General features: G+C 60.4%; 16 protein-coding genes. 11 read left to right on the top strand and 5 right to left on the bottom strand.

The window, feature by feature from the left end; all coding sequences use genetic code 11:
- Nucleotides 1–53: 53 nt before the first annotated feature.
- Nucleotides 54–983, top strand: coding sequence for a zinc ABC transporter substrate-binding protein ZnuA (locus tag JFT44_RS24545; protein WP_057957904.1), 930 nt, complete (start codon nt 54–56; stop codon nt 981–983).
- A gap of 125 nt (nt 984–1,108) precedes the next feature.
- Here JFT44_RS24545 and JFT44_RS24540 read toward each other — a convergent pair whose 3' ends face one another.
- Nucleotides 1,109–2,062, bottom strand: coding sequence for a homoserine kinase (locus JFT44_RS24540; protein WP_057439250.1), 954 nt, complete (start codon nt 2,060–2,062; stop codon nt 1,109–1,111).
- A 56-nt stretch (nt 2,063–2,118) separates the two neighbouring features.
- Nucleotides 2,119–2,409 carry a DUF2782 domain-containing protein gene (locus JFT44_RS24535; protein ID WP_169960467.1) on the bottom strand — a complete coding sequence of 97 codons (291 nt, stop codon included), beginning with the start codon at nt 2,407–2,409 and terminating at the stop codon, nt 2,119–2,121.
- 74 nt (nt 2,410–2,483) lie between these two features.
- Between JFT44_RS24535 and polA the strand changes: the two genes are divergently transcribed.
- Complete coding sequence (gene polA / locus JFT44_RS24530; RefSeq protein ID WP_057957905.1) at nt 2,484–5,279, top strand: DNA polymerase I; 2,796 nt, start codon at nt 2,484–2,486, stop codon at nt 5,277–5,279.
- 267 nt (nt 5,280–5,546) lie between these two features.
- Here polA and yihA read toward each other — a convergent pair whose 3' ends face one another.
- Nucleotides 5,547–6,188 carry a ribosome biogenesis GTP-binding protein YihA/YsxC gene (gene yihA, locus JFT44_RS24525; RefSeq protein ID WP_032862650.1) on the bottom strand — a complete coding sequence of 214 codons (642 nt, stop codon included), beginning with the start codon at nt 6,186–6,188 and terminating at the stop codon, nt 5,547–5,549.
- Between the two features lie 192 nt (nt 6,189–6,380).
- Between yihA and JFT44_RS24520 the strand changes: the two genes are divergently transcribed.
- The 6 genes from JFT44_RS24520 (at nt 6,381) to JFT44_RS24495 (ending at nt 11,985) form a co-directional block, all read left to right on the top strand.
- Nucleotides 6,381–6,671, top strand: coding sequence for a cytochrome c5 family protein (locus JFT44_RS24520; RefSeq protein ID WP_057439249.1), 291 nt, complete (start codon nt 6,381–6,383; stop codon nt 6,669–6,671).
- Nucleotides 6,672–6,717: 46 nt separating this feature from the next.
- On the top strand, nt 6,718–7,332 hold the full coding sequence (locus tag JFT44_RS24515) for a cytochrome c4 (RefSeq protein ID WP_057439248.1): 615 nt from the start codon (nt 6,718–6,720) through the stop codon (nt 7,330–7,332).
- Between the two features lie 189 nt (nt 7,333–7,521).
- Nucleotides 7,522–8,157 (top strand): thiol:disulfide interchange protein DsbA, encoded by a 636-nt coding sequence (dsbA, locus tag JFT44_RS24510; RefSeq protein ID WP_057439247.1) that lies wholly within the window; start codon nt 7,522–7,524, stop codon nt 8,155–8,157.
- A gap of 10 nt (nt 8,158–8,167) precedes the next feature.
- Complete coding sequence (locus JFT44_RS24505; RefSeq protein ID WP_057439246.1) at nt 8,168–9,046, top strand: endonuclease/exonuclease/phosphatase family protein; 879 nt, start codon at nt 8,168–8,170, stop codon at nt 9,044–9,046.
- On the top strand, nt 9,043–11,118 hold the full coding sequence (locus JFT44_RS24500; protein ID WP_057957906.1) for a diguanylate cyclase: 2,076 nt from the start codon (nt 9,043–9,045) through the stop codon (nt 11,116–11,118). The genes JFT44_RS24505 and JFT44_RS24500 overlap by 4 nt, the downstream gene beginning before the upstream one ends.
- 90 nt (nt 11,119–11,208) lie before the next feature.
- Nucleotides 11,209–11,985 carry an N-acetylmuramoyl-L-alanine amidase gene (locus JFT44_RS24495; RefSeq protein ID WP_057957907.1) on the top strand — a complete coding sequence of 259 codons (777 nt, stop codon included), beginning with the start codon at nt 11,209–11,211 and terminating at the stop codon, nt 11,983–11,985.
- 90 nt (nt 11,986–12,075) lie between these two features.
- Here JFT44_RS24495 and JFT44_RS24490 read toward each other — a convergent pair whose 3' ends face one another.
- Together JFT44_RS24490 and algB are read right to left on the bottom strand one after the other, a co-directional pair.
- A complete protein-coding gene (locus tag JFT44_RS24490; RefSeq protein ID WP_198831322.1) occupies nt 12,076–13,863 on the bottom strand; it encodes a KinB sensor domain-containing domain in 1,788 nt (595 codons plus the stop codon).
- Between the two features lie 10 nt (nt 13,864–13,873).
- Entirely contained in the window at nt 13,874–15,220 is a 1,347-nt protein-coding gene (gene algB / locus JFT44_RS24485; RefSeq protein WP_032862658.1) for a sigma-54-dependent response regulator transcription factor AlgB, read from the bottom strand.
- A 394-nt stretch (nt 15,221–15,614) separates the two neighbouring features.
- Between algB and JFT44_RS24480 the strand changes: the two genes are divergently transcribed.
- The 3 genes from JFT44_RS24480 (at nt 15,615) to JFT44_RS24470 (ending at nt 16,614) form a co-directional block, all read left to right on the top strand.
- Nucleotides 15,615–15,899: a hypothetical protein gene (locus JFT44_RS24480; protein ID WP_057957909.1), complete on the top strand. Its 285-nt coding sequence runs from the start codon at nt 15,615–15,617 to the stop codon at nt 15,897–15,899.
- A gap of 80 nt (nt 15,900–15,979) precedes the next feature.
- On the top strand, nt 15,980–16,144 hold the full coding sequence (locus tag JFT44_RS24475; protein WP_003170804.1) for a DUF1328 domain-containing protein: 165 nt from the start codon (nt 15,980–15,982) through the stop codon (nt 16,142–16,144).
- Nucleotides 16,145–16,146: 2 nt separating this feature from the next.
- Nucleotides 16,147–16,614, top strand: a complete 468-nt coding sequence (locus JFT44_RS24470) for an inhibitor of vertebrate lysozyme family protein (protein ID WP_057957910.1) — start codon at nt 16,147–16,149, stop codon at nt 16,612–16,614.
- Nucleotides 16,615–16,698 lie beyond the last annotated feature (84 nt).

Raw genomic sequence — 16,698 nt, 5'->3', positions numbered from 1 at the left:
GCGACAGATATTTGTGAGAGACGTTATTATGTTACCCGTTCCTGCTGACTTGAGTGCTTATCGTGTCCCGACTTTTTGCCGTTTTTGTCGTATTTGTCACCAGTTTATTGATTGCCGGGGCTGCCCAGGCCGAGGTTCGGGTGCTCACCAGCATCAAACCCTTACAGCTGATTGCCGCCGCTGTGCAGGACGGCGTGGCGGTTCCAGAGGTGTTGTTGCCTCCGGGAGCCTCGCCGCATAACTACGCATTACGCCCATCCGACGTACGGCGTGTGCAATCGGTGGATCTGCTGTATTGGATCGGTCCGGACATGGAAGGCTTCCTGCCACGGGTCCTCAAGGGTCGCAACTTGCCCACAGTGGCCGTGCAGGAACTGCCGGGCCTGAAGCTGCGGCATTTCGCCGAAGATCATCACTCCCATGGCGAAGAAGCCGACGACCATGATCACGATCATCGCCCCGGCAGCCTGGATGCCCACTTGTGGTTGTCGCCGGTGAATGCGCGGGTGATTGCGGCCAGGATGGCGGCGGACTTGAGCGCGGCTGACCCCGCCAACGCAGAGCGCTACCAGAGCAACCTGCAAGCGTTCAACGGGCGCCTGGATGCCTTGGACCTGCGTTTGAAAGCGCGCCTGACGGGGATCGCCGGCAAGCCTTACTTCGTCTTCCACGAAGCCTTCGATTACTTTGAAGATGCCTACGGCCTCAAGCACACCGGCGTGTTCAGCGTGGCCGCCGAGGTACAACCCGGCGCCCAGCATGTGGCGGCGATGCGCACCCGCTTGCAGGAAGTGGGCAAGACCTGCGTGTTCAGCGAGCCACCCTTGCGCCCGCGCCTGGCCGAGACCCTGGTGGCTGGCCTGCCGGTGAAACTGGCGGAATTGGATGCCCTGGGCGGCTACACCCCGGCCACGGGCCAGGGGTATGAGCAGTTGCTGGAAAAACTGGGTACTGATTTGGCAGGGTGCCTGGAGTCGCTGTAACCGACGACATAGAACCCCTGTGGGAGCAGGTTTGTGTGGGAGCGGGCTTGCCCGCGATAGCGGTGTATCAGGCGCTGATAGGCGACTGACACGCCCTCATCGCGGGCAAGCCCGCTCCCACAGCGTCAGAGGGCGAACGGCAGTTGGAGAGTGGCCTGCTGGCGCTGCTCCAGTCGTTGCTGGAACTCCACTGGATCGTGAATCAGCACGTCCTGCCCGGCAAATGACTCGGCAGCAATCAGCCGTGACAGCCAAAACCGCACACACGCCACGCGCAACATGGTCGGCCACAGCTCGGCTTCCTTGGCGCTGAACGGCCGCAGTGCTGCGTAGGCGCCCAGCAGTGCGCGGGCGCGATGGCCGTCGATCACCCCGGCGGCGTCCGAGCACCAGTCATTCAGGGCAATCGCCACGTCGTACAGCATCGGCCCGGAGCACGCGTTGTAGAAGTCGATCAACCCGGTCAGGTGGGTGCCTTCGAACATCGCGTTGTCGCGAAACAGGTCGGCGTGGAGGTTGGCGCGGGGCAGCGTGAGGATCTGTTCCTTGTGTTGCTGGATTTCATCCAGTGCCGTTTGCAACAGCTGCTGCTGGTGGGCGTCGAGGTGCGAAATCAGCTGCGCGCCCTCCTCAAGCATCCAGTCCAACCCACGATCGGTCTTGCGCTCCAGCACCTTGTCGCCCTGGGTGGCCAGGTGCAAGTGGCCAAGCAACTCGCCTACTTGCACGCAATGCTGGGCGTTGGCGTCCTGGATGTGCTTGCCCGCCAGACGCGGTTGCAGCAGCGCCGGCTTGCCTGCCAATTCGCGCAGGGCCACGCCGTCGGTGGTGCGCAGGGCGTAAGGCACGGGCAGGTCGGCGTCGTGGAGTACGTCGAGCAGTTCGATGAAGAACGGCATTTCGTCCACGGGGCCGCGTTCAACCAGGGTCAGGACAAATTCGCCCTGTTCCAGGCTGATAAAGAAGTTGGTGTTTTCGCTACCAGCGGCAATCCCCTGGAAATCGAGCAGGCGGCCGAGCCCGTAAGGGGCGAGAAAGGTTTCCAGCTCGGGCCGAGCCAGGGGGGTGAACACAGACATGGTTAAAACTGCCAGTACGGGCGCCGCGGGCCGCAGCGCCGATTAAAATTAAGAAATCATTTCCATTCGAAGATCTTCCATGACGGGATCAGCATATCCGGCTGGTCCGAGCGGATGAAGTTCGCATCGGTTCCGTCCGCGCGCACCAGAAAATACGGTTTGCCGCCCTTGGGCGTTACCTTGATTGCGTACAGGAAGCCGTTTTGGCGGAATTCCTGGATGGTCTTGTCGCCTTCCGTGCGAATGGTGACTTCCGGATCGCCCGAAGGAGCATCGTCTGCCGCTATGGCAGCCATCGGAGCGAGTGCAATCAGGCCGGTCAACAGCAGGCGATTGAATGTGCGCATGATAACCTTGTCCCTTTGTTGTCAATGGTCCGGCTATTCTAGCGCCAGACCCGCCGAAAAGGTTGATCCTGCTCATGAGCCAAGCCCCCCTCGTCCTGGTGGACGGTTCTTCATATCTGTACCGCGCCTTCCACGCGCTGCCGCCGCTGACTACGTCCAAAGGCCTGCCGACCGGTGCGGTCAAGGGCGTGTTGAACATGCTCAAAAGCCTGCGCAAGCAGTACCCGGACAGTCCGTTCGCGGTAGTGTTCGACGCCAAGGGCGGGACATTTCGCGATGACATGTACGCCGAATACAAGGCCAACCGCCCGAGCATGCCCGATGACATGCGCGTGCAGATCGAGCCGCTGCACCAGAGCGTGATCGCCCTGGGCTTCCCGCTGCTGTGTGTCGAAGGGGTCGAGGCCGACGACGTGATCGGCACCCTGGCCCGCAGCAGTGCGGCTGCCGACCGCCCGGTGGTGATCTCCACGGGTGACAAGGACATGGCGCAGTTGGTCGATGGGCACATTACCTTGGTCAACACCATGACCGGTAGCGCCATGGATGTGGACGGCGTAAAGGAGAAATTTGGTGTCGCTCCCGAGCAGATCATCGACTACCTGGCGCTGATGGGCGATTCCTCCGACAACATCCCGGGTGTTCCCGGTATCGGTCCTAAGACCGCTTCGGGACTGCTGGTCGGTGTGAACGGCGGTTTGAAAGAGCTCTACGAGCAGCTCGATATTGTCCCGAGCTTGCCGATCCGTGGGGCCAAGACCCTGCCGGCCAAGCTGGAAGAGCACAAAGAGATGGCGTTCCTGTCCTACCAGTTGGCGACCATCAAGGTCGATGTGCCCCTGGATGTTGGCCTGGAAGACTTGCACCTGATCGAGCCGGATCGCGAGAAGCTGCTTGAGCTGTACACCCTGCTGGAGTTCAAGAGCTGGATCGATGAGATTCAGCGTGATGCCAAGCGGGTCGAGCTCAAGGCTGCCGCTGACGTTGCACCGGCTCAGGTTGCAGTTGCGGCCCAAGCGCCTGTGGCCCCGGTCGAAGCGCAGTACGAGACCATCCTCGACCAGGCCCGCTTTGACGTCTGGTTGAAAAAACTCAATGACGCGAAGTTGTTTGCCTTTGATACCGAAACCACCGGTGTCGACGCCCAGCAGGCGCAACTGGTGGGGGTTTCATTTGCGGTGCAGGCCAATGAAGCGGCCTACATCCCGCTCACCCATTCCTACATCGGCGTGCCCGAGCAACTGGACCGCGATACGGTGTTGTTGGCTCTCAAGCCGCTGCTGGAAGACCCGAACAAGCTCAAGGTCGGTCAGCACGCCAAGTTCGACATGAACATCCTGGCCAATTGCGCCATTGGCGGCGACCCGGCGCACGGCATCACCGTGCGCGGCATCGCCTTCGACACCATGCTCGAATCCTACGTGCTGAACTCCACCGCGACCCGGCACGACATGGACAGCCTGGCGAAGAAGTACCTGGAGCATGACACCGTCAGCTTCCAGGACATCGCCGGCAAAGGCGCCAAACAGCTGACCTTCGACCAGATTGCCCTGGAGCAGGCCGGTCCCTACGCTGCTGAAGATGCCGATGTGACCCTGCGCCTGCACCTGGCCCTGTACGAACAACTCTGCGCCCTGCCGAGCCTGGCCAGTGTGCTGACGGATATCGAGATGCCATTGGTGCCGGTACTGGCGCGGATCGAGCGCCAGGGTGCCCTGGTAGATGCCGCGCTGCTCGGCGTGCAGAGCATCGAGCTGGGCAACAAGATGGTGGAACTGGAGCGTCAGGCGTATGAGATCGCCGGCGAGGAGTTCAACCTGGGTTCGCCCAAGCAATTGGGGGCAATCCTCTACGAAAAACTCGGGCTGCCGGTGTTGAAGAAGACTGGCAAGGGCCAGGCCTCTACCGCCGAGGAAGTGCTGGCCAAGCTGGCCGAAGATGACTATCCATTGCCTAAGGTGCTGATGCAGTACCGCAGCATGAGCAAACTCAAAAGCACCTACACCGACCGTTTGCCCGAGCAGATCAACCCGCGCACGGGGCGGATCCACACCTCTTATCATCAGGCCGTGGCCGCTACCGGGCGTTTGTCGTCCAGTGATCCGAACCTGCAGAACATCCCGGTGCGCACCGCCGAAGGCCGGCGGATCCGCCAGGCGTTCGTTGCGCCCAAGGGCTACAAGCTGCTGGCGGCGGACTACTCGCAGATCGAGCTGCGGATCATGGCGCACCTGTCCAAGGACGAGGGCTTGCTCAACGCCTTCCGCGACAACCTGGATGTACACACGGCCACGGCGGCCGAGGTGTTCAAGGTCGAGCTGGGTGAGGTCACGTCCGACCAGCGCCGTAGCGCCAAGGCGATCAACTTCGGCCTGATCTACGGCATGGGCGCGCAGAAGCTGGGCAAGGATATTGGCGTCGATACCAAGACGGCCAAGGCCTACATCGATGTGTACTTTGCCCGCTACCCAGGGGTGCGCGAGTACATGGAGCGCACCCGTGCCCAGGCATCCGACCAGGGCTATGTGGAAACCCTGTTCGGGCGCCGCCTGTATCTGCCGGATATCCACTCCAACAAGCCCCAGGAGCGCGCGGGCGCAGAGCGTACCGCGATCAACGCGCCGATGCAGGGCACTGCCGCCGATATCATCAAGAAAGCCATGGTCAAGGTCGACAACTGGCTGACGGAGTCGGGGTTGGACGCCAAGGTCATCCTGCAGGTACACGATGAATTGGTACTGGAGGTCCGCGAAGACCTGGTGGCTGAGGTCAGCGAGAAGATTCGCGAGCACATGAGCGGTGCGGCGAGCCTGGATGTGCCGCTGCTGGTGGAAGTCGGGGTGGGCGATAACTGGGACCAGGCGCACTGATCATCTGGCAGTGCTGCGGCATGACGTCGCAGCACTGCCTATAGATCGGAAAGCTCCGAGGGTTATTTCCAATAGTTTTTCCGGGCGCCGGAACTTAACCCATGAAAAGTCACTCAGAGTTACTGAATGGGTGGTGAAGCCCTTCAATGCTCCTATGTTGTGTTAAGTGTTGGCAGATATCTGGACCCCGCCCTAGCGGTCCGGAACTTGGACCCCGAACTTCCCCTCCCCATACGAAGTCCGGGGTTTTTTTTGCCTGCAGAAAAGTTACTCGGCGATTTCCGCGCCCTTGTCCGCCAGCTCCATCCAGCCTGCCAGCACGGTATAGGCGTCTTCCAGGCCCATGCGCTTGGGCGCCGAGAACAGCTGGATAGTGATCGCATCACCCCAACCCTTACGGATTTCGGCCTGCACTTTGAGCAAGGTGTTCTTGGCTGCGCCGTAGGTCAATTTGTCGGCCTTGGTCAGCAAAATATGCATTGGCATGCCACTGGCGACCGCCCAATCGAGCATCAACAGGTCGAAATCGGTCATTGGATGACGGATATCCATCATCAGGATCAGCCCTTTCAGACTCTCGCGGCCACCCAGATAGGCTTCCAGGTGACGCTGCCAGTGCAGCTTCAATGGGATAGGTACTTTTGCGTAACCGTAGCCCGGCAGGTCGACCAGACGCCGATCATCGTCTAGCTTGAAGAAGTTGAGCAGCTGTGTGCGGCCCGGGGTTTTCGAGGTGCGAGCCAGGCTGGCATGGGTCAGGGTGTTGAGCGCGCTGGACTTACCGGCGTTGGAGCGCCCGGCGAAGGCCACTTCAAAGCCTTCGTCGTCGGGGCATTGGTCGACTTTGGCGGCGCTGAGCATGAACGTGGACTGTTGGCACAGACCGAGGATGGGGTTCTTGAGTTGCATGGGATTTCCGATGTGGGCGGTGCCGGGAATGGGTGCGGCAAGTAGTGTCGTTCCCGTTTCAGTGGCGCCAGTATATAATGCCGCAGATTTTGTGTGTGCTTTGTCCCAGCGAAGGATGAAGTTCACGGGAGCGATAGACCTTTATTGCGCATTAGAACGCAAAACGCTTCCAAACCCTGAAAAGGTCGACGTATGACCCAGTGGCTGCTAGCTGTCGGTGTCCTGATACCACTTTACAGTGCGCAGGCTACACAGGATCCGGAAGCTGTGTACAACCGCGTTTGTGCGGCTTGTCATGCCGGGCAGTTGCCAATGGCCCCCAAGCGGGGTGACCAGGCAGCCTGGGCGCCGAGGCTGGCGCAAGGCATGGATACGCTGGTGCAGCATGTGACCCAGGGTTTCAAGGCGATGCCGCCGCGTGGTTTGTGCATGGAATGCCGTGCCGAGGATTACCAGGCCATCATTGTTTTGATGAGCGAGTAGACCCGGTCCATAACTCTATAACCTTTAGCCGTAATTGGATTAGCTGATGAACAAATTGATCGTGAGTCTGCTGTTGACCTTGGGCATCACTGGTGTTGCCCATGCTGCAGGTGACGCTACTGCTGGCCAGACAAAGGCCGCTGTATGTGGTGCCTGCCATGGAGCGGATGGCAACAGTCCGTTACCCAACTTTCCAAAACTGGCGGGCCAGGGTGAGAAATACCTGACCAAGCAGATGCACGACATCAAGGACGGCAAGCGAACGGTATTGGAAATGACCGGCATGCTGACCAATCTCAACGATCAGGACCTGTCGGATATCGCGGCGTATTTCGCCAGCCAGGCAGGCAGCGTGGGGGCGGCGGATCCAAAACTGGTCGAACGTGGTGAAAAGCTGTTCCGTGGCGGCGACCTCGACAAAGGCCTGCCGGCCTGTACCGGCTGCCACTCTCCGGATGGCTCGGGTAACGCCGCAGCAGGCTTCCCGCACCTGGGTGGCCAGCACGCCCAGTACATTGCCAAGCAACTGACTGATTTCCGCAAGGAAGAAGCCGGCCGTGCCAACGATGGCGATGCAATGACCATGCGTACGATTGCGCGCAAACTGAGTGACGAAGACATTGCAGCGGTAGCCAGCTACATCCAGGGCCTGCACAAGTAAGGTGCGCAAGACCGGGGGTACATCAGCGGTAACGTTAACGCTCGATTAATCCGTCGATGCAAGCATAAAAAGGGTGGCTGAGGCCGCCCTTTTTTGTGGCCGCTACCGTTACACTAACGAACTCATGCCCGTGTAGACCTGTCATAAAAAAGGTCGCGCGAGGCGACTTTATTTGTCCAGGAGTAAAGCATGCGTAAATTGATCCTCAGCGCCGCTCTCGTCACTGCCAGCCTGTTCGGCATGACCGCCCAAGCCGCCGATGTGCCGCTTGAAGCGGGCAAGACTTATGTTGAATTGGCCAATCCGGTGCCGGTTTCCGTGCCGGGCAAGATCGAAGTCGTAGAGCTGTTCTGGTATGGCTGCCCGCATTGCTACTCTTTTGAGCCGACCATCAACCCTTGGGCCGAGAAGCTGCCTTCGGACGTGAACTTCAAGCGCCTCCCGGCCATGTTCGGCGGCCCTTGGGATGCCCACGGCCAGATGTTCCTGACCCTGGAAGCCATGGGTGTGGAGCATAAGGTCCACAACGCGGTGTTCGAGGCAATCCAGAAACAAGGCAAGCGCCTGACCAAGCCTGAGGAAATGGCTGACTTCCTCGCCACCCAGGGCGTGGACAAGGACAAGTTCCTGACCACCTTTAATTCCTTTGCCATCAAGGGCCAGATCAAACAGGCCAAGGATCTTGCGCAGAAGTACGGCGTGCAAGGCGTTCCAACCCTGATCGTCAACGGCAAGTACCGCTTTGACCTGGGCTCCACAGGTGGTCCTGAAGCGACCCTGAACGTTGCCGACCAGTTGATCGCCAAAGAGCGCGCAGCCAAGTAAGGGGCTCGCCATGCGTCGCTGGGGTACTGAACGAGTGGTTGGCCTGCATGATCCGCAGGTCAACGAACACCACCTGACGTCCACCGGCCTGCCGGCGGATAGCCGGCTGCGCTTACTGAGCTTCAATATCCAGGTAGGCATCAGTACCGAAAAGTACCGCCACTACCTGACCCGGGGCTGGCAGCATCTGCTGCCCCACAACGGTCGGGCCGGCAATCTGCAGAAGATTGGCGACCTGCTGGGCGATTTCGACCTGGTGGCCCTGCAGGAGGCCGACGGTGGCAGCCTGCGTTCAGGCTACGTCAATCAGGTCGAACACCTGGCCCAGCTCGGTGCTTTCCCCTACTGGTACCAACAACTCAATCGCAACCTCGGCCGACTGGGCCAGCACAGCAATGGCGTGCTCAGCCGGTTGAAGCCCTCGGTGATCGAAGACCATCCACTGCCGGGCCCGAAAGGGCGTGGGGCGATTCTGGTGCGCTTCGGCGAAGGGCCCGAGGCGCTGGTGGTGGTCATGATGCACCTGGCGCTGGGGGCACGTACCCGGACCCTGCAGTTGGCCTACATCCGTGAGCTGATTGGCGATTACAAACACCAGGTGCTAATGGGGGACATGAACACCCACGCCAGCGACCTGTTGCAGAATTCTCCGCTGCGCGACCTCGGGCTGCTGGCGCCGCAGGTCGAAGCCACGTTCCCCAGTTGGCGTCCGCAACGCTGTCTAGATCACATTCTGTTAAGCCCGACCCTGACGCTGGAACGCGTGCAGGTGCTGGCGCAGCCCATTTCCGATCACCTGCCGGTCGCGGTAGAGATTCGTCTGCCGGGTTCGCTCACGGCTGATGCATTACCCGCGTTGAGCCCCGGCCCTCGCGGACCCCTTGCATGAGCGACGACGCCCAGCGCTGGAAAGAAAAATACCTGTTAAGCATCGAGCAACAAGAAAAGCTCGAACGTCGTTGGGCTGCGCGCCTCGACTTGCTGCGTCGTGGGCTGGTGCGCAGCACGCTGGCGGCCGAAGGCACGGATCGGGCCGTGGACCAGTGTATGAAAGAGATGCGCGATGTGGTGCGCACCGATGACATGGACGCCGCGCTCGCTGCCTTGTTGCCACGCCTGGAAAAGGCCGTGCTGGACTCCGAGCAACGCCGTGAAACGCGGGTGGATCAGATCAGTACGGCGCTGACCGCCTTGGTCTCGCAATTACAGGCCTTGCCCTTGCCCCGGGAAGTCAGTCGCCCGCTGAAGAGCTTTGCCAAGCAGTTGGATAGCCGAGTCGGCCAGGCGCGGGAAATTCCCCTGCTGCTCAGTGAGTTGAGCGGTCTGCAAGGGCAGGCCCTGAGTAATCTTGAGTCGGATGACGAACCTGCTCGTCCAGGTTTGTTGCAGCGCCTGTTTGGTGGCAAGGAGGCGGGTACAGAGGTTGCGCCGGTTGAGCCCGCTGTTTCTCCGCCTTCCCGGCAACCCCCTGCGGTAGCAGCAAGCCCGGCCACCCCGGTGGTTGAGGATGCGCCCGAGCTGGCCCAGGCCCTGCGTGCCTTCGCGCCACAAGCCCAGGCCCCGCAGCAGCCGGTACTTGAAGTTGCGCCTGCGCCTGCACCTCAGCCTGTGGCGCCTCGGGTTGATGTGGATGAGTGTGTGGCATCAGTGCCTGAGGTTGGCGCTCCTCGCTTATCACCCGTCGAGACGCTCGCGGTCGCCATCGAAACCCCGGAACCGCCCCGACCTGTCGAAGTGAGCCTTGCCCCGCTGCCTGAACGGGCTGTCGCTGCGGTGGTAGTTGCGCCCGAGGTCCTGCCCCTGGTGCCGCAACCGACCGAGATCGGCAGTCTGTCATTGCCGCCTGTGCTGGACGACGAATCGGCTGAAGTTGATCCTGAGGCGCTGTACGCCTTGCCCGATTCGCCCGAGCCGTCCTACAGCTCTGTCGCCAAACATATCGAAGACACCCTGCTCGGCCTGCTGGGCGACCTCGCTCTGCCCGAGCGGCACCGGCCCCAGGCGCAAGCCATGCGCGAACGCCTGGCCCAGGGGCTGAATTGGTACGAACTGCTACCGATCCTCGATGACCTGGCGGTATTGATGCTGGCCATCACCGATAGCGGCCAGCATGAGTTCGAGGCCTACCTCAAGCATCTCAACGAGCGGCTGGAAGCCTTCCAGAGCAACCTGCAGGCGGCCAGCGACGGGCACGCCGACAGCCGCAGCGCCGCGCGCGAGATGGACACGCAAATCCGTGAACAGATGGATGGCTTGCAAAGCAGTGTCCAGGAAGCGGCCGACCTCGATGACCTCAAGCAAGTGCTGGAAAGTCATCTTGAGGGGCTGTTGGGTGCCATGGATGAGCATCAAAGGCAGCGTGACCAGCGTGAACATGAAGTCGCCGCGCGGTTGCAGGGTTTGGCCGAGCGGGTGGCGAGCATGGAGCAGGAGGCCCAGGGCTATCGGGACCACCTTGAGGTGCAGCGCCAGAAAGCCTTGATCGACCCGCTCACTGGATTGCCCAACCGTGCGGCCTGGAGCGAGCGCCTGGAGTACGAGGTCAATACCTGGCATCAACAGGGCAACAGCCTGTCACTCGCGATGCTCGACCTCGACCACTTCAAGCGCATCAATGACAGCTACGGCCATCTGGCGGGCGACAAGGTGCTGAAAATCATCGCCACTGTATTGAGCAAGCACCTGCGCCCGACGGACTTTATCGCACGGTTTGGCGGTGAGGAGTTTGTGCTGCTGATGCCGGATTCGGCGTTGGGCGGTGCGCTGGAACTCGGCGAACGCCTGCGGGCGGCCATCGAGGCGTGCCCGTTTCACTTCAAGGGCGAGCGGGTGACCATTACGATGTCCATCGGCATGGCGCAGTTCCAGCCCGGCGAGCGCAGCGACCTGGCACTCAAGCGCGCTGACGAGGCGTTGTATCGGGCCAAGGCGGCGGGACGCAACCAGGTGCAGGCGGCCTGAAAATTTGTTCCATTTTGTATTGCCGGCCGCTGGCCGGCAAACCGTACGTTACACTGTTGCATTATCGTCTTTAGCGTAATGCCCGTTGCCATGAAATTTCTAGTTACTGCTCTGCTGTTCCTCACCCTCGCCGGTTGTGCGAGTGGCCCGCGGCTGGATACCAGCCACCCATCGGTGAACTTCGATCATCGTATCCAGTTCGTCGTCCTGCACTACACCGCTACCAACCTTCAAAGCTCGTTGGCGCTATTGACCAAAGGCCAGGTCAGCAGCCATTACCTGATTGGCGATGATGCCCGCGCAACCATCTATAAGCTGGTGGATGAAGACAAGCGCTCCTGGCACGCCGGAGAGAGCGAGTGGATGGGGCGTACCTGGCTCAACTCCAGCTCCATTGGCATCGAGATCGTCAATCCGGGTTATCGCGACACGCCAACAGGTCGGGTCTGGTATCCGTACTCCGAGGCGCAGGTCCAGTCCCTGGTGACCTTGCTCAAGGACATCAGCCAGCGCAACCGGATCAACCCGCGATTCATTATTGGTCATAGCGATATCGCGCCTGGCCGCAAACTCGATCCGGGTCCGTTGTTCCCCTGGAAGCGCCTGGCTGATGAAGGTCTGGGGATCTGGCCCGAGGCCCAGGCGGTTGCGCGGTATCAGGCCGAGTACGCCGGGCAGTTGCCGAGCATTACCTGGTTCCAGGAAGAGTTGGCACGCTTGGGGTATGCCACGCCGCAAACCGGTGAATTGGATGTGGCGACACGGCGTGTACTGGCCGCCTTCCAGATGCGCTTCCGGCCGGCGTTGTTCGACGGTACGCCGGATGCGCAAAGTGCAGCGATCCTGCGGGCACTGAACCACCGCTAAGGTCTTTAAGCGCTGCGCGCAATTGATGTGGGAGTCGTCGAGCTCCCTCCTTTGATCGTTGCAGCCTTTGAGTAGCGCGCTGACTGATAGTTACAGCGGCAACGCCATATAGAACTGCGTGCCCTGCCCCGGCCGGGAATAGACCCCCATCCTGCCGCCGTGCAGCTGCACGATCTCCTTGCACAGCGCCAGCCCCAGGCCGGCGCCGCCTTTCTTGCGGCCTACCTGAACAAAAGGTTCGAAAATCCTGCCCTGCTGGCCATAGGCGATGCCTTCGCCGTTGTCCTCCACGCTGATGATCAGCCGTTCGCCATGGCGCCGCGCTTGCAGGCGAATCTGCCCGCCTTCGCTGGTATGGCGCAGGGCATTGCCCAGCAGATTGTCGAGGACTCGCTCCAATTGCGCCCGGTCGGCGTGTAGCCTGGGTAGTTGCGCCTGTGCCTCTATCACCAGGTCGATGTTTTGCGCATTCGCCAGTTCGGCAAAACGCGCGCGGGCATGTTCGAGCAGATCGTTGGTGTCGCAGGGCGCCAGGGTGAGTTTTTGCAGACCGTTCTGATAGCGGGAAAAGTTAAGCAAGTCGTTGATCAGTTGCATCAAGCGCTGCATTTCTTCATTGACCGTATTCAGCAGGTCGGCTTCGCGCGACTCGGCGGGGAACTTCGCCCGTTCCTGGAACAGCCCGAATGCCATGTGCATACCGGTGACCGGCGTGCGCAGTTCATGGGAGGCGCGCAGCACGAATTCGCTACGCACACGCTCGAAGGCCCGCTGCTCGGTCACGTCATGCAACACCATCACCGCGCCGAGGATGTGCCCCTGGTGGTGGCTGACCGGCGTCATGCTGTAGGTCAGCAGGCGTGATTCGCCTTCGACTTCCACTTCCAGGTCGTCAGGCGCGCGCTCCAGGTTGCCGCCGCGCAGCACCAGATGCAGTTGCTCATCCAGTTCCGGGCGCTGTAACGCTTCGCCCAAGCCCTCTCCCAGGCGGGTCTCGTCCCAACCCAACTGGCGCTGGGCGACCGGGTTGAGGTGTTCAAGACGGCCTTGGCGGTCGATCATCAGCAAACCGTCGTCGATGCTGTCGAGCACGGCCTGCAAGCGTTGCTGGCCGGCGAGCAGTTCATCGACGTTCGTGGCCTGATGCTGACGCAGGGCTTCGGCCATGATGCCAAAGCGCCGGGTCAACAGGTTCATTTCTGCAACTGAAGAAATAGGCAGCGTGACATCGAAATTGCCTTGGCCGATTTTATCGGCAGCCTTGGCCAGCGCCTCGATCGGCCCGCCAAAGCGCCGGGCGATGCCATGGGCGGTGATGAACCCGATGATCAGCACTGCCAGCCCCACCAGCCCGAGCAGGCCGGCGATCCACAAGGCTCGCTCACGCGATTGCCGCACGGTGTCGCTGATGTTTTCCAGCGCGGTTTTGTGTTCGCTGATCAGCCCATTGCGCAAGGCGTTGAAGCTGGCGGTAAGTTTTGCGTTATTGCGCAGGGACGGCGGCGTACTTTCATTTTCGTCGAAGGCTTCGATAAACCTCAGGTAATCGGCCTTGGCCTGAGTGAGACCGCCGATCCGGTCCACACTTCTCTCATGGGCGATGCCTTGGTCCAGCAGCTTGAAATACTCCTGCTTGGATGTATTCAGCGCGACCGGGTCCGGGGTGTCGTTGAGCATCAGGATCAACTGGTCGCCCAGGGTCTGGCGCAGCTTGAGTCCCAGGTCCAGGGTAATGAAGTTGCTGCGGATCAGGGACTCCTGGGTCTTGGCCATTTGCATGACACTCACCAGCCCCAGCAGCAACCCAAGCAGGGCCACGGTGATCAGCGCAGAGATACTCAGGAACAGCCGCGTGCGCAGTTTCATCGCCAACTTCATAAGGTGCAGCTCACAGGTTGTATTGCTTGCGTTTGCGATACAGCGTCGATGCATCAATGCCCAGGGTCTTGGCCGCCTGGTCCAGGGTATCGCTGGTGGCCAGGACGGCGCCGATGTGGGCCTTTTCCAATTCATCCAGGCTCAACGCCGCACCAATACGCGGGGAATTGTTGGTCGGTTGCTCGGCCATCCCCAGATGGCTGATTTCGACTTTCTCCTGGGCGCAGATGATGCTCGCGCGCTCTACGACGTTGCGCAGTTCGCGGATATTGCCCGGCCAACGGTAGTTGAGCAGGGCTTCACGGGCCTCATCGCTGAAGCCGCGAGCCGGTCGCGCATACTCTTTGACGAAGCGCGCCAGGAAGCGGTCGGCAAGGGCGAGGATATCTTCGCTGCGCTCGCGCAGGGGCGGCAGATGCAAGGTGATGACGTTCAGCCGATACAGTAAGTCTTCGCGAAAACGCCCGTCGCGCACCATGTCTTCCAGGTTCAGGTTGGTCGCTGCCAGGATGCGCACATCGGCGCGCCGAGTGACTGGGTCGCCGACCCGTTCATATTCCTTGTCCTGGATGAAACGCAGCAACTTGGGTTGCAACGTCAGGGGAAAGTCGCCGATCTCGTCGAGAAACAGCGTACCGCCGTCCGCCTGATTGACCCGCCCCAAGGTGCTTTCGCTGGCGCCGGTAAAGGCCCCGCGACTGTGGCCGAACAGCTCGCTTTCCATCAGTTCGGCGGTCAGGGATGGGCAGTTGATCGTGACGCAGGATTTTTTCGCCCTTTTACTCCAGCCATGAATGGCCCTGGCCAGCTCACCTTTACCCGTACCGGATTCACCGAGGATCAGGATATTGGCATCGGTGCCGGCCACTTGGCGGGCGGTTTCGAGCACCACCATCATCGACGGGCTATGGGAGTCGAGGCCATCCTTGGGCTGGCGTACTTCGCCTTCCAGCGCTTCGAGGCGTGCCGACAGCTGGCGCACTTCCAGTTGCTTGGCGGTGGCCAGGCGCAATTGGTCCGGGCTGCACGGCTTGACCAGGTAATCGGCCGCGCCCGCCTGGATCGCATCCACGGCAGTATCGACGGCTGAGTGGGCGGTGACGATCACCACGCGCATCCAGGGCGCCTGGATCCGCATTTGCGCCAGCACATCCAGGCCGTTGTCTTCGCCCAGGCGCAGGTCCAGGAAGCACAGGTCGAACACCTGGCGCTGCAACAAGGCATCGGCCTGGGCCGCGCTGTTGGCGGTGGCGACGGTATAGCCTTCATCTTCCAGGCAGTAGCGGAAGGTGCGGAGGATCGCGGACTCGTCGTCCACTAAAAGAATGCGGCCTTGAAGTTCCTTGGCTGATTCCATCTGTCCCGCGCTCCTTAAATTAAGAATGATTGATCTTGGTTAGTCCCGGAATAATCGGGCAAGTTGCATGGTTTATTCTGATTGATTCAAGGCCCTATCGCGCAGCTATCTAAGACCCTTCCTACTTATATGCCTGGGCAGTGGGTTTTGACCCTTCTTGATGCTTCGGCAGCCCCACAGCCCGTTCTGATCCCTTGATCCGACCAACGACCATCGTGCATTTCGCACGGTGAGGATAGGCGCATCGTGCAGGATGCTGCTGATAAGAAAACCAATGATCTTATAAGCTACTGATTTTATTGGTTTTTATTCGGCGAAAAAACTGGCACGCACTCTGCAATATCTCTCTTACAAGCGTGATTAACGAACAAAACAAATGCGGGAGAGATTCAGGATGACTCGCCAAAGCCTCAAGCCATTGCGTGTATCGCCGCTGCGCCTTCAACAGGGTCTGTTCGCCAGCCTTGCGTTGATGGTGACCTTGATCGGTGGCCAGCAGTTACAGCATTGGCAGCAGAGCCAGGCGTCCACCCCGCAGTTCGAACGCGTACCCATGACGCAGCCCCATTTCCGTTCCGTTGGCAGCCACAGCGCCGACGTGACAACCCCACGCATGATGGCCGTTGAACAGGACATCGCCCTGTACGACGAACCTGTCCAGGAACGCTGGGTGTTCTAGGCACGAACCTGCCGCCCCGTTGGGTCGCGACAGGATGGCTACACAGCAGTCACTTCTATAGACGCAAAAGGAGAATCACCATGTTGAGTTGGGCAATCACATTCCTGATCATTGCCATTGTGGCTGCAGTCCTGGGCTTCGGTGGTATCGCGGGCACCGCCACGGGTATCGCCAAGATTCTCTTTGTCGTTTTCCTGGTGATGTTCATCGCTTCTTTCTTCTTTGGCCGTCGCGGTCGAGGCTGAACATGGCCAACTTGTCTTTTAAAACCCTGGCTGCCGCCCTGCTGTTGGGCGGCAGTGGCTTGGCCATGGCCGCTAATGACGGCCAGGCGCGGGCCAATGACCTGCTCAATACCGACCCGCAATATCGCGAAACCTGGCAGGGCGTGGTCAAGCAGGAAGAGCGTTTGCCTGAATGGGTGATCAATCTTTCGGGCACCGCCGAGCAAATGAATGCGGTGACGGAAGACGGTGATGGTTATTTGGTCGGGCCGCTGTGTGAAACGGCCGATACCTGCCTGAATAAACGTCTGATCGTGGCTTTCAGCATGGATAAGGACGATGCCTACGCGATGTTGGTCGAAGTGCCTGCGGGGCTTCCGGCGGACAAGTCACCGACACGGCATGCGGACTACCGTTTTCTTGGCAAGCCGGATGAAGGCATGCAGAAGTTGCTGATGGAGCAACTGAAGAAAGATCCGAATTGGTACTAGGTCCGTCTGCGGGCCTCACCAACATGGAAGCCGGCCAACTGCCTGTTTCCGTTTGCACCGCCACCTGACGGCGATGCATGACCA

It is taken from the genome of Pseudomonas sp. MF5691, from assembly GCF_016405645.1.
GTDB classification, from domain to species: Bacteria; Pseudomonadota; Gammaproteobacteria; order Pseudomonadales; family Pseudomonadaceae; genus Aquipseudomonas; species Aquipseudomonas shahriarae.
Note: the sequence above shows the minus strand (reverse complement) of the source record. Positions and strands in the feature narration are given on the sequence as shown.

Coding starts and splice junctions, on each gene's coding strand:
- JFT44_RS24535 (WP_169960467.1), bottom strand. CDS start 2,409: ATGCGCACATTCAATCGCCTGCTGTTGACCGGCCTGATTGCACTCGCT.
- JFT44_RS24520 (WP_057439249.1), top strand. CDS start 6,381: ATGACCCAGTGGCTGCTAGCTGTCGGTGTCCTGATACCACTTTACAGT.
- JFT44_RS24500 (WP_057957906.1), top strand. CDS start 9,043: ATGAGCGACGACGCCCAGCGCTGGAAAGAAAAATACCTGTTAAGCATC.
- yihA (WP_032862650.1), bottom strand. CDS start 6,188: ATGCAACTCAAGAACCCCATCCTCGGTCTGTGCCAACAGTCCACGTTC.
- JFT44_RS24490 (WP_198831322.1), bottom strand. CDS start 13,863: ATGAAGTTGGCGATGAAACTGCGCACGCGGCTGTTCCTGAGTATCTCT.
- JFT44_RS24540 (WP_057439250.1), bottom strand. CDS start 2,062: ATGTCTGTGTTCACCCCCCTGGCTCGGCCCGAGCTGGAAACCTTTCTC.
- JFT44_RS24495 (WP_057957907.1), top strand. CDS start 11,209: ATGAAATTTCTAGTTACTGCTCTGCTGTTCCTCACCCTCGCCGGTTGT.
- dsbA (WP_057439247.1), top strand. CDS start 7,522: ATGCGTAAATTGATCCTCAGCGCCGCTCTCGTCACTGCCAGCCTGTTC.
- algB (WP_032862658.1), bottom strand. CDS start 15,220: ATGGAATCAGCCAAGGAACTTCAAGGCCGCATTCTTTTAGTGGACGAC.
- JFT44_RS24515 (WP_057439248.1), top strand. CDS start 6,718: ATGAACAAATTGATCGTGAGTCTGCTGTTGACCTTGGGCATCACTGGT.
- JFT44_RS24475 (WP_003170804.1), top strand. CDS start 15,980: ATGTTGAGTTGGGCAATCACATTCCTGATCATTGCCATTGTGGCTGCA.
- JFT44_RS24470 (WP_057957910.1), top strand. CDS start 16,147: ATGGCCAACTTGTCTTTTAAAACCCTGGCTGCCGCCCTGCTGTTGGGC.
- JFT44_RS24505 (WP_057439246.1), top strand. CDS start 8,168: ATGCGTCGCTGGGGTACTGAACGAGTGGTTGGCCTGCATGATCCGCAG.
- JFT44_RS24480 (WP_057957909.1), top strand. CDS start 15,615: ATGACTCGCCAAAGCCTCAAGCCATTGCGTGTATCGCCGCTGCGCCTT.
- polA (WP_057957905.1), top strand. CDS start 2,484: ATGAGCCAAGCCCCCCTCGTCCTGGTGGACGGTTCTTCATATCTGTAC.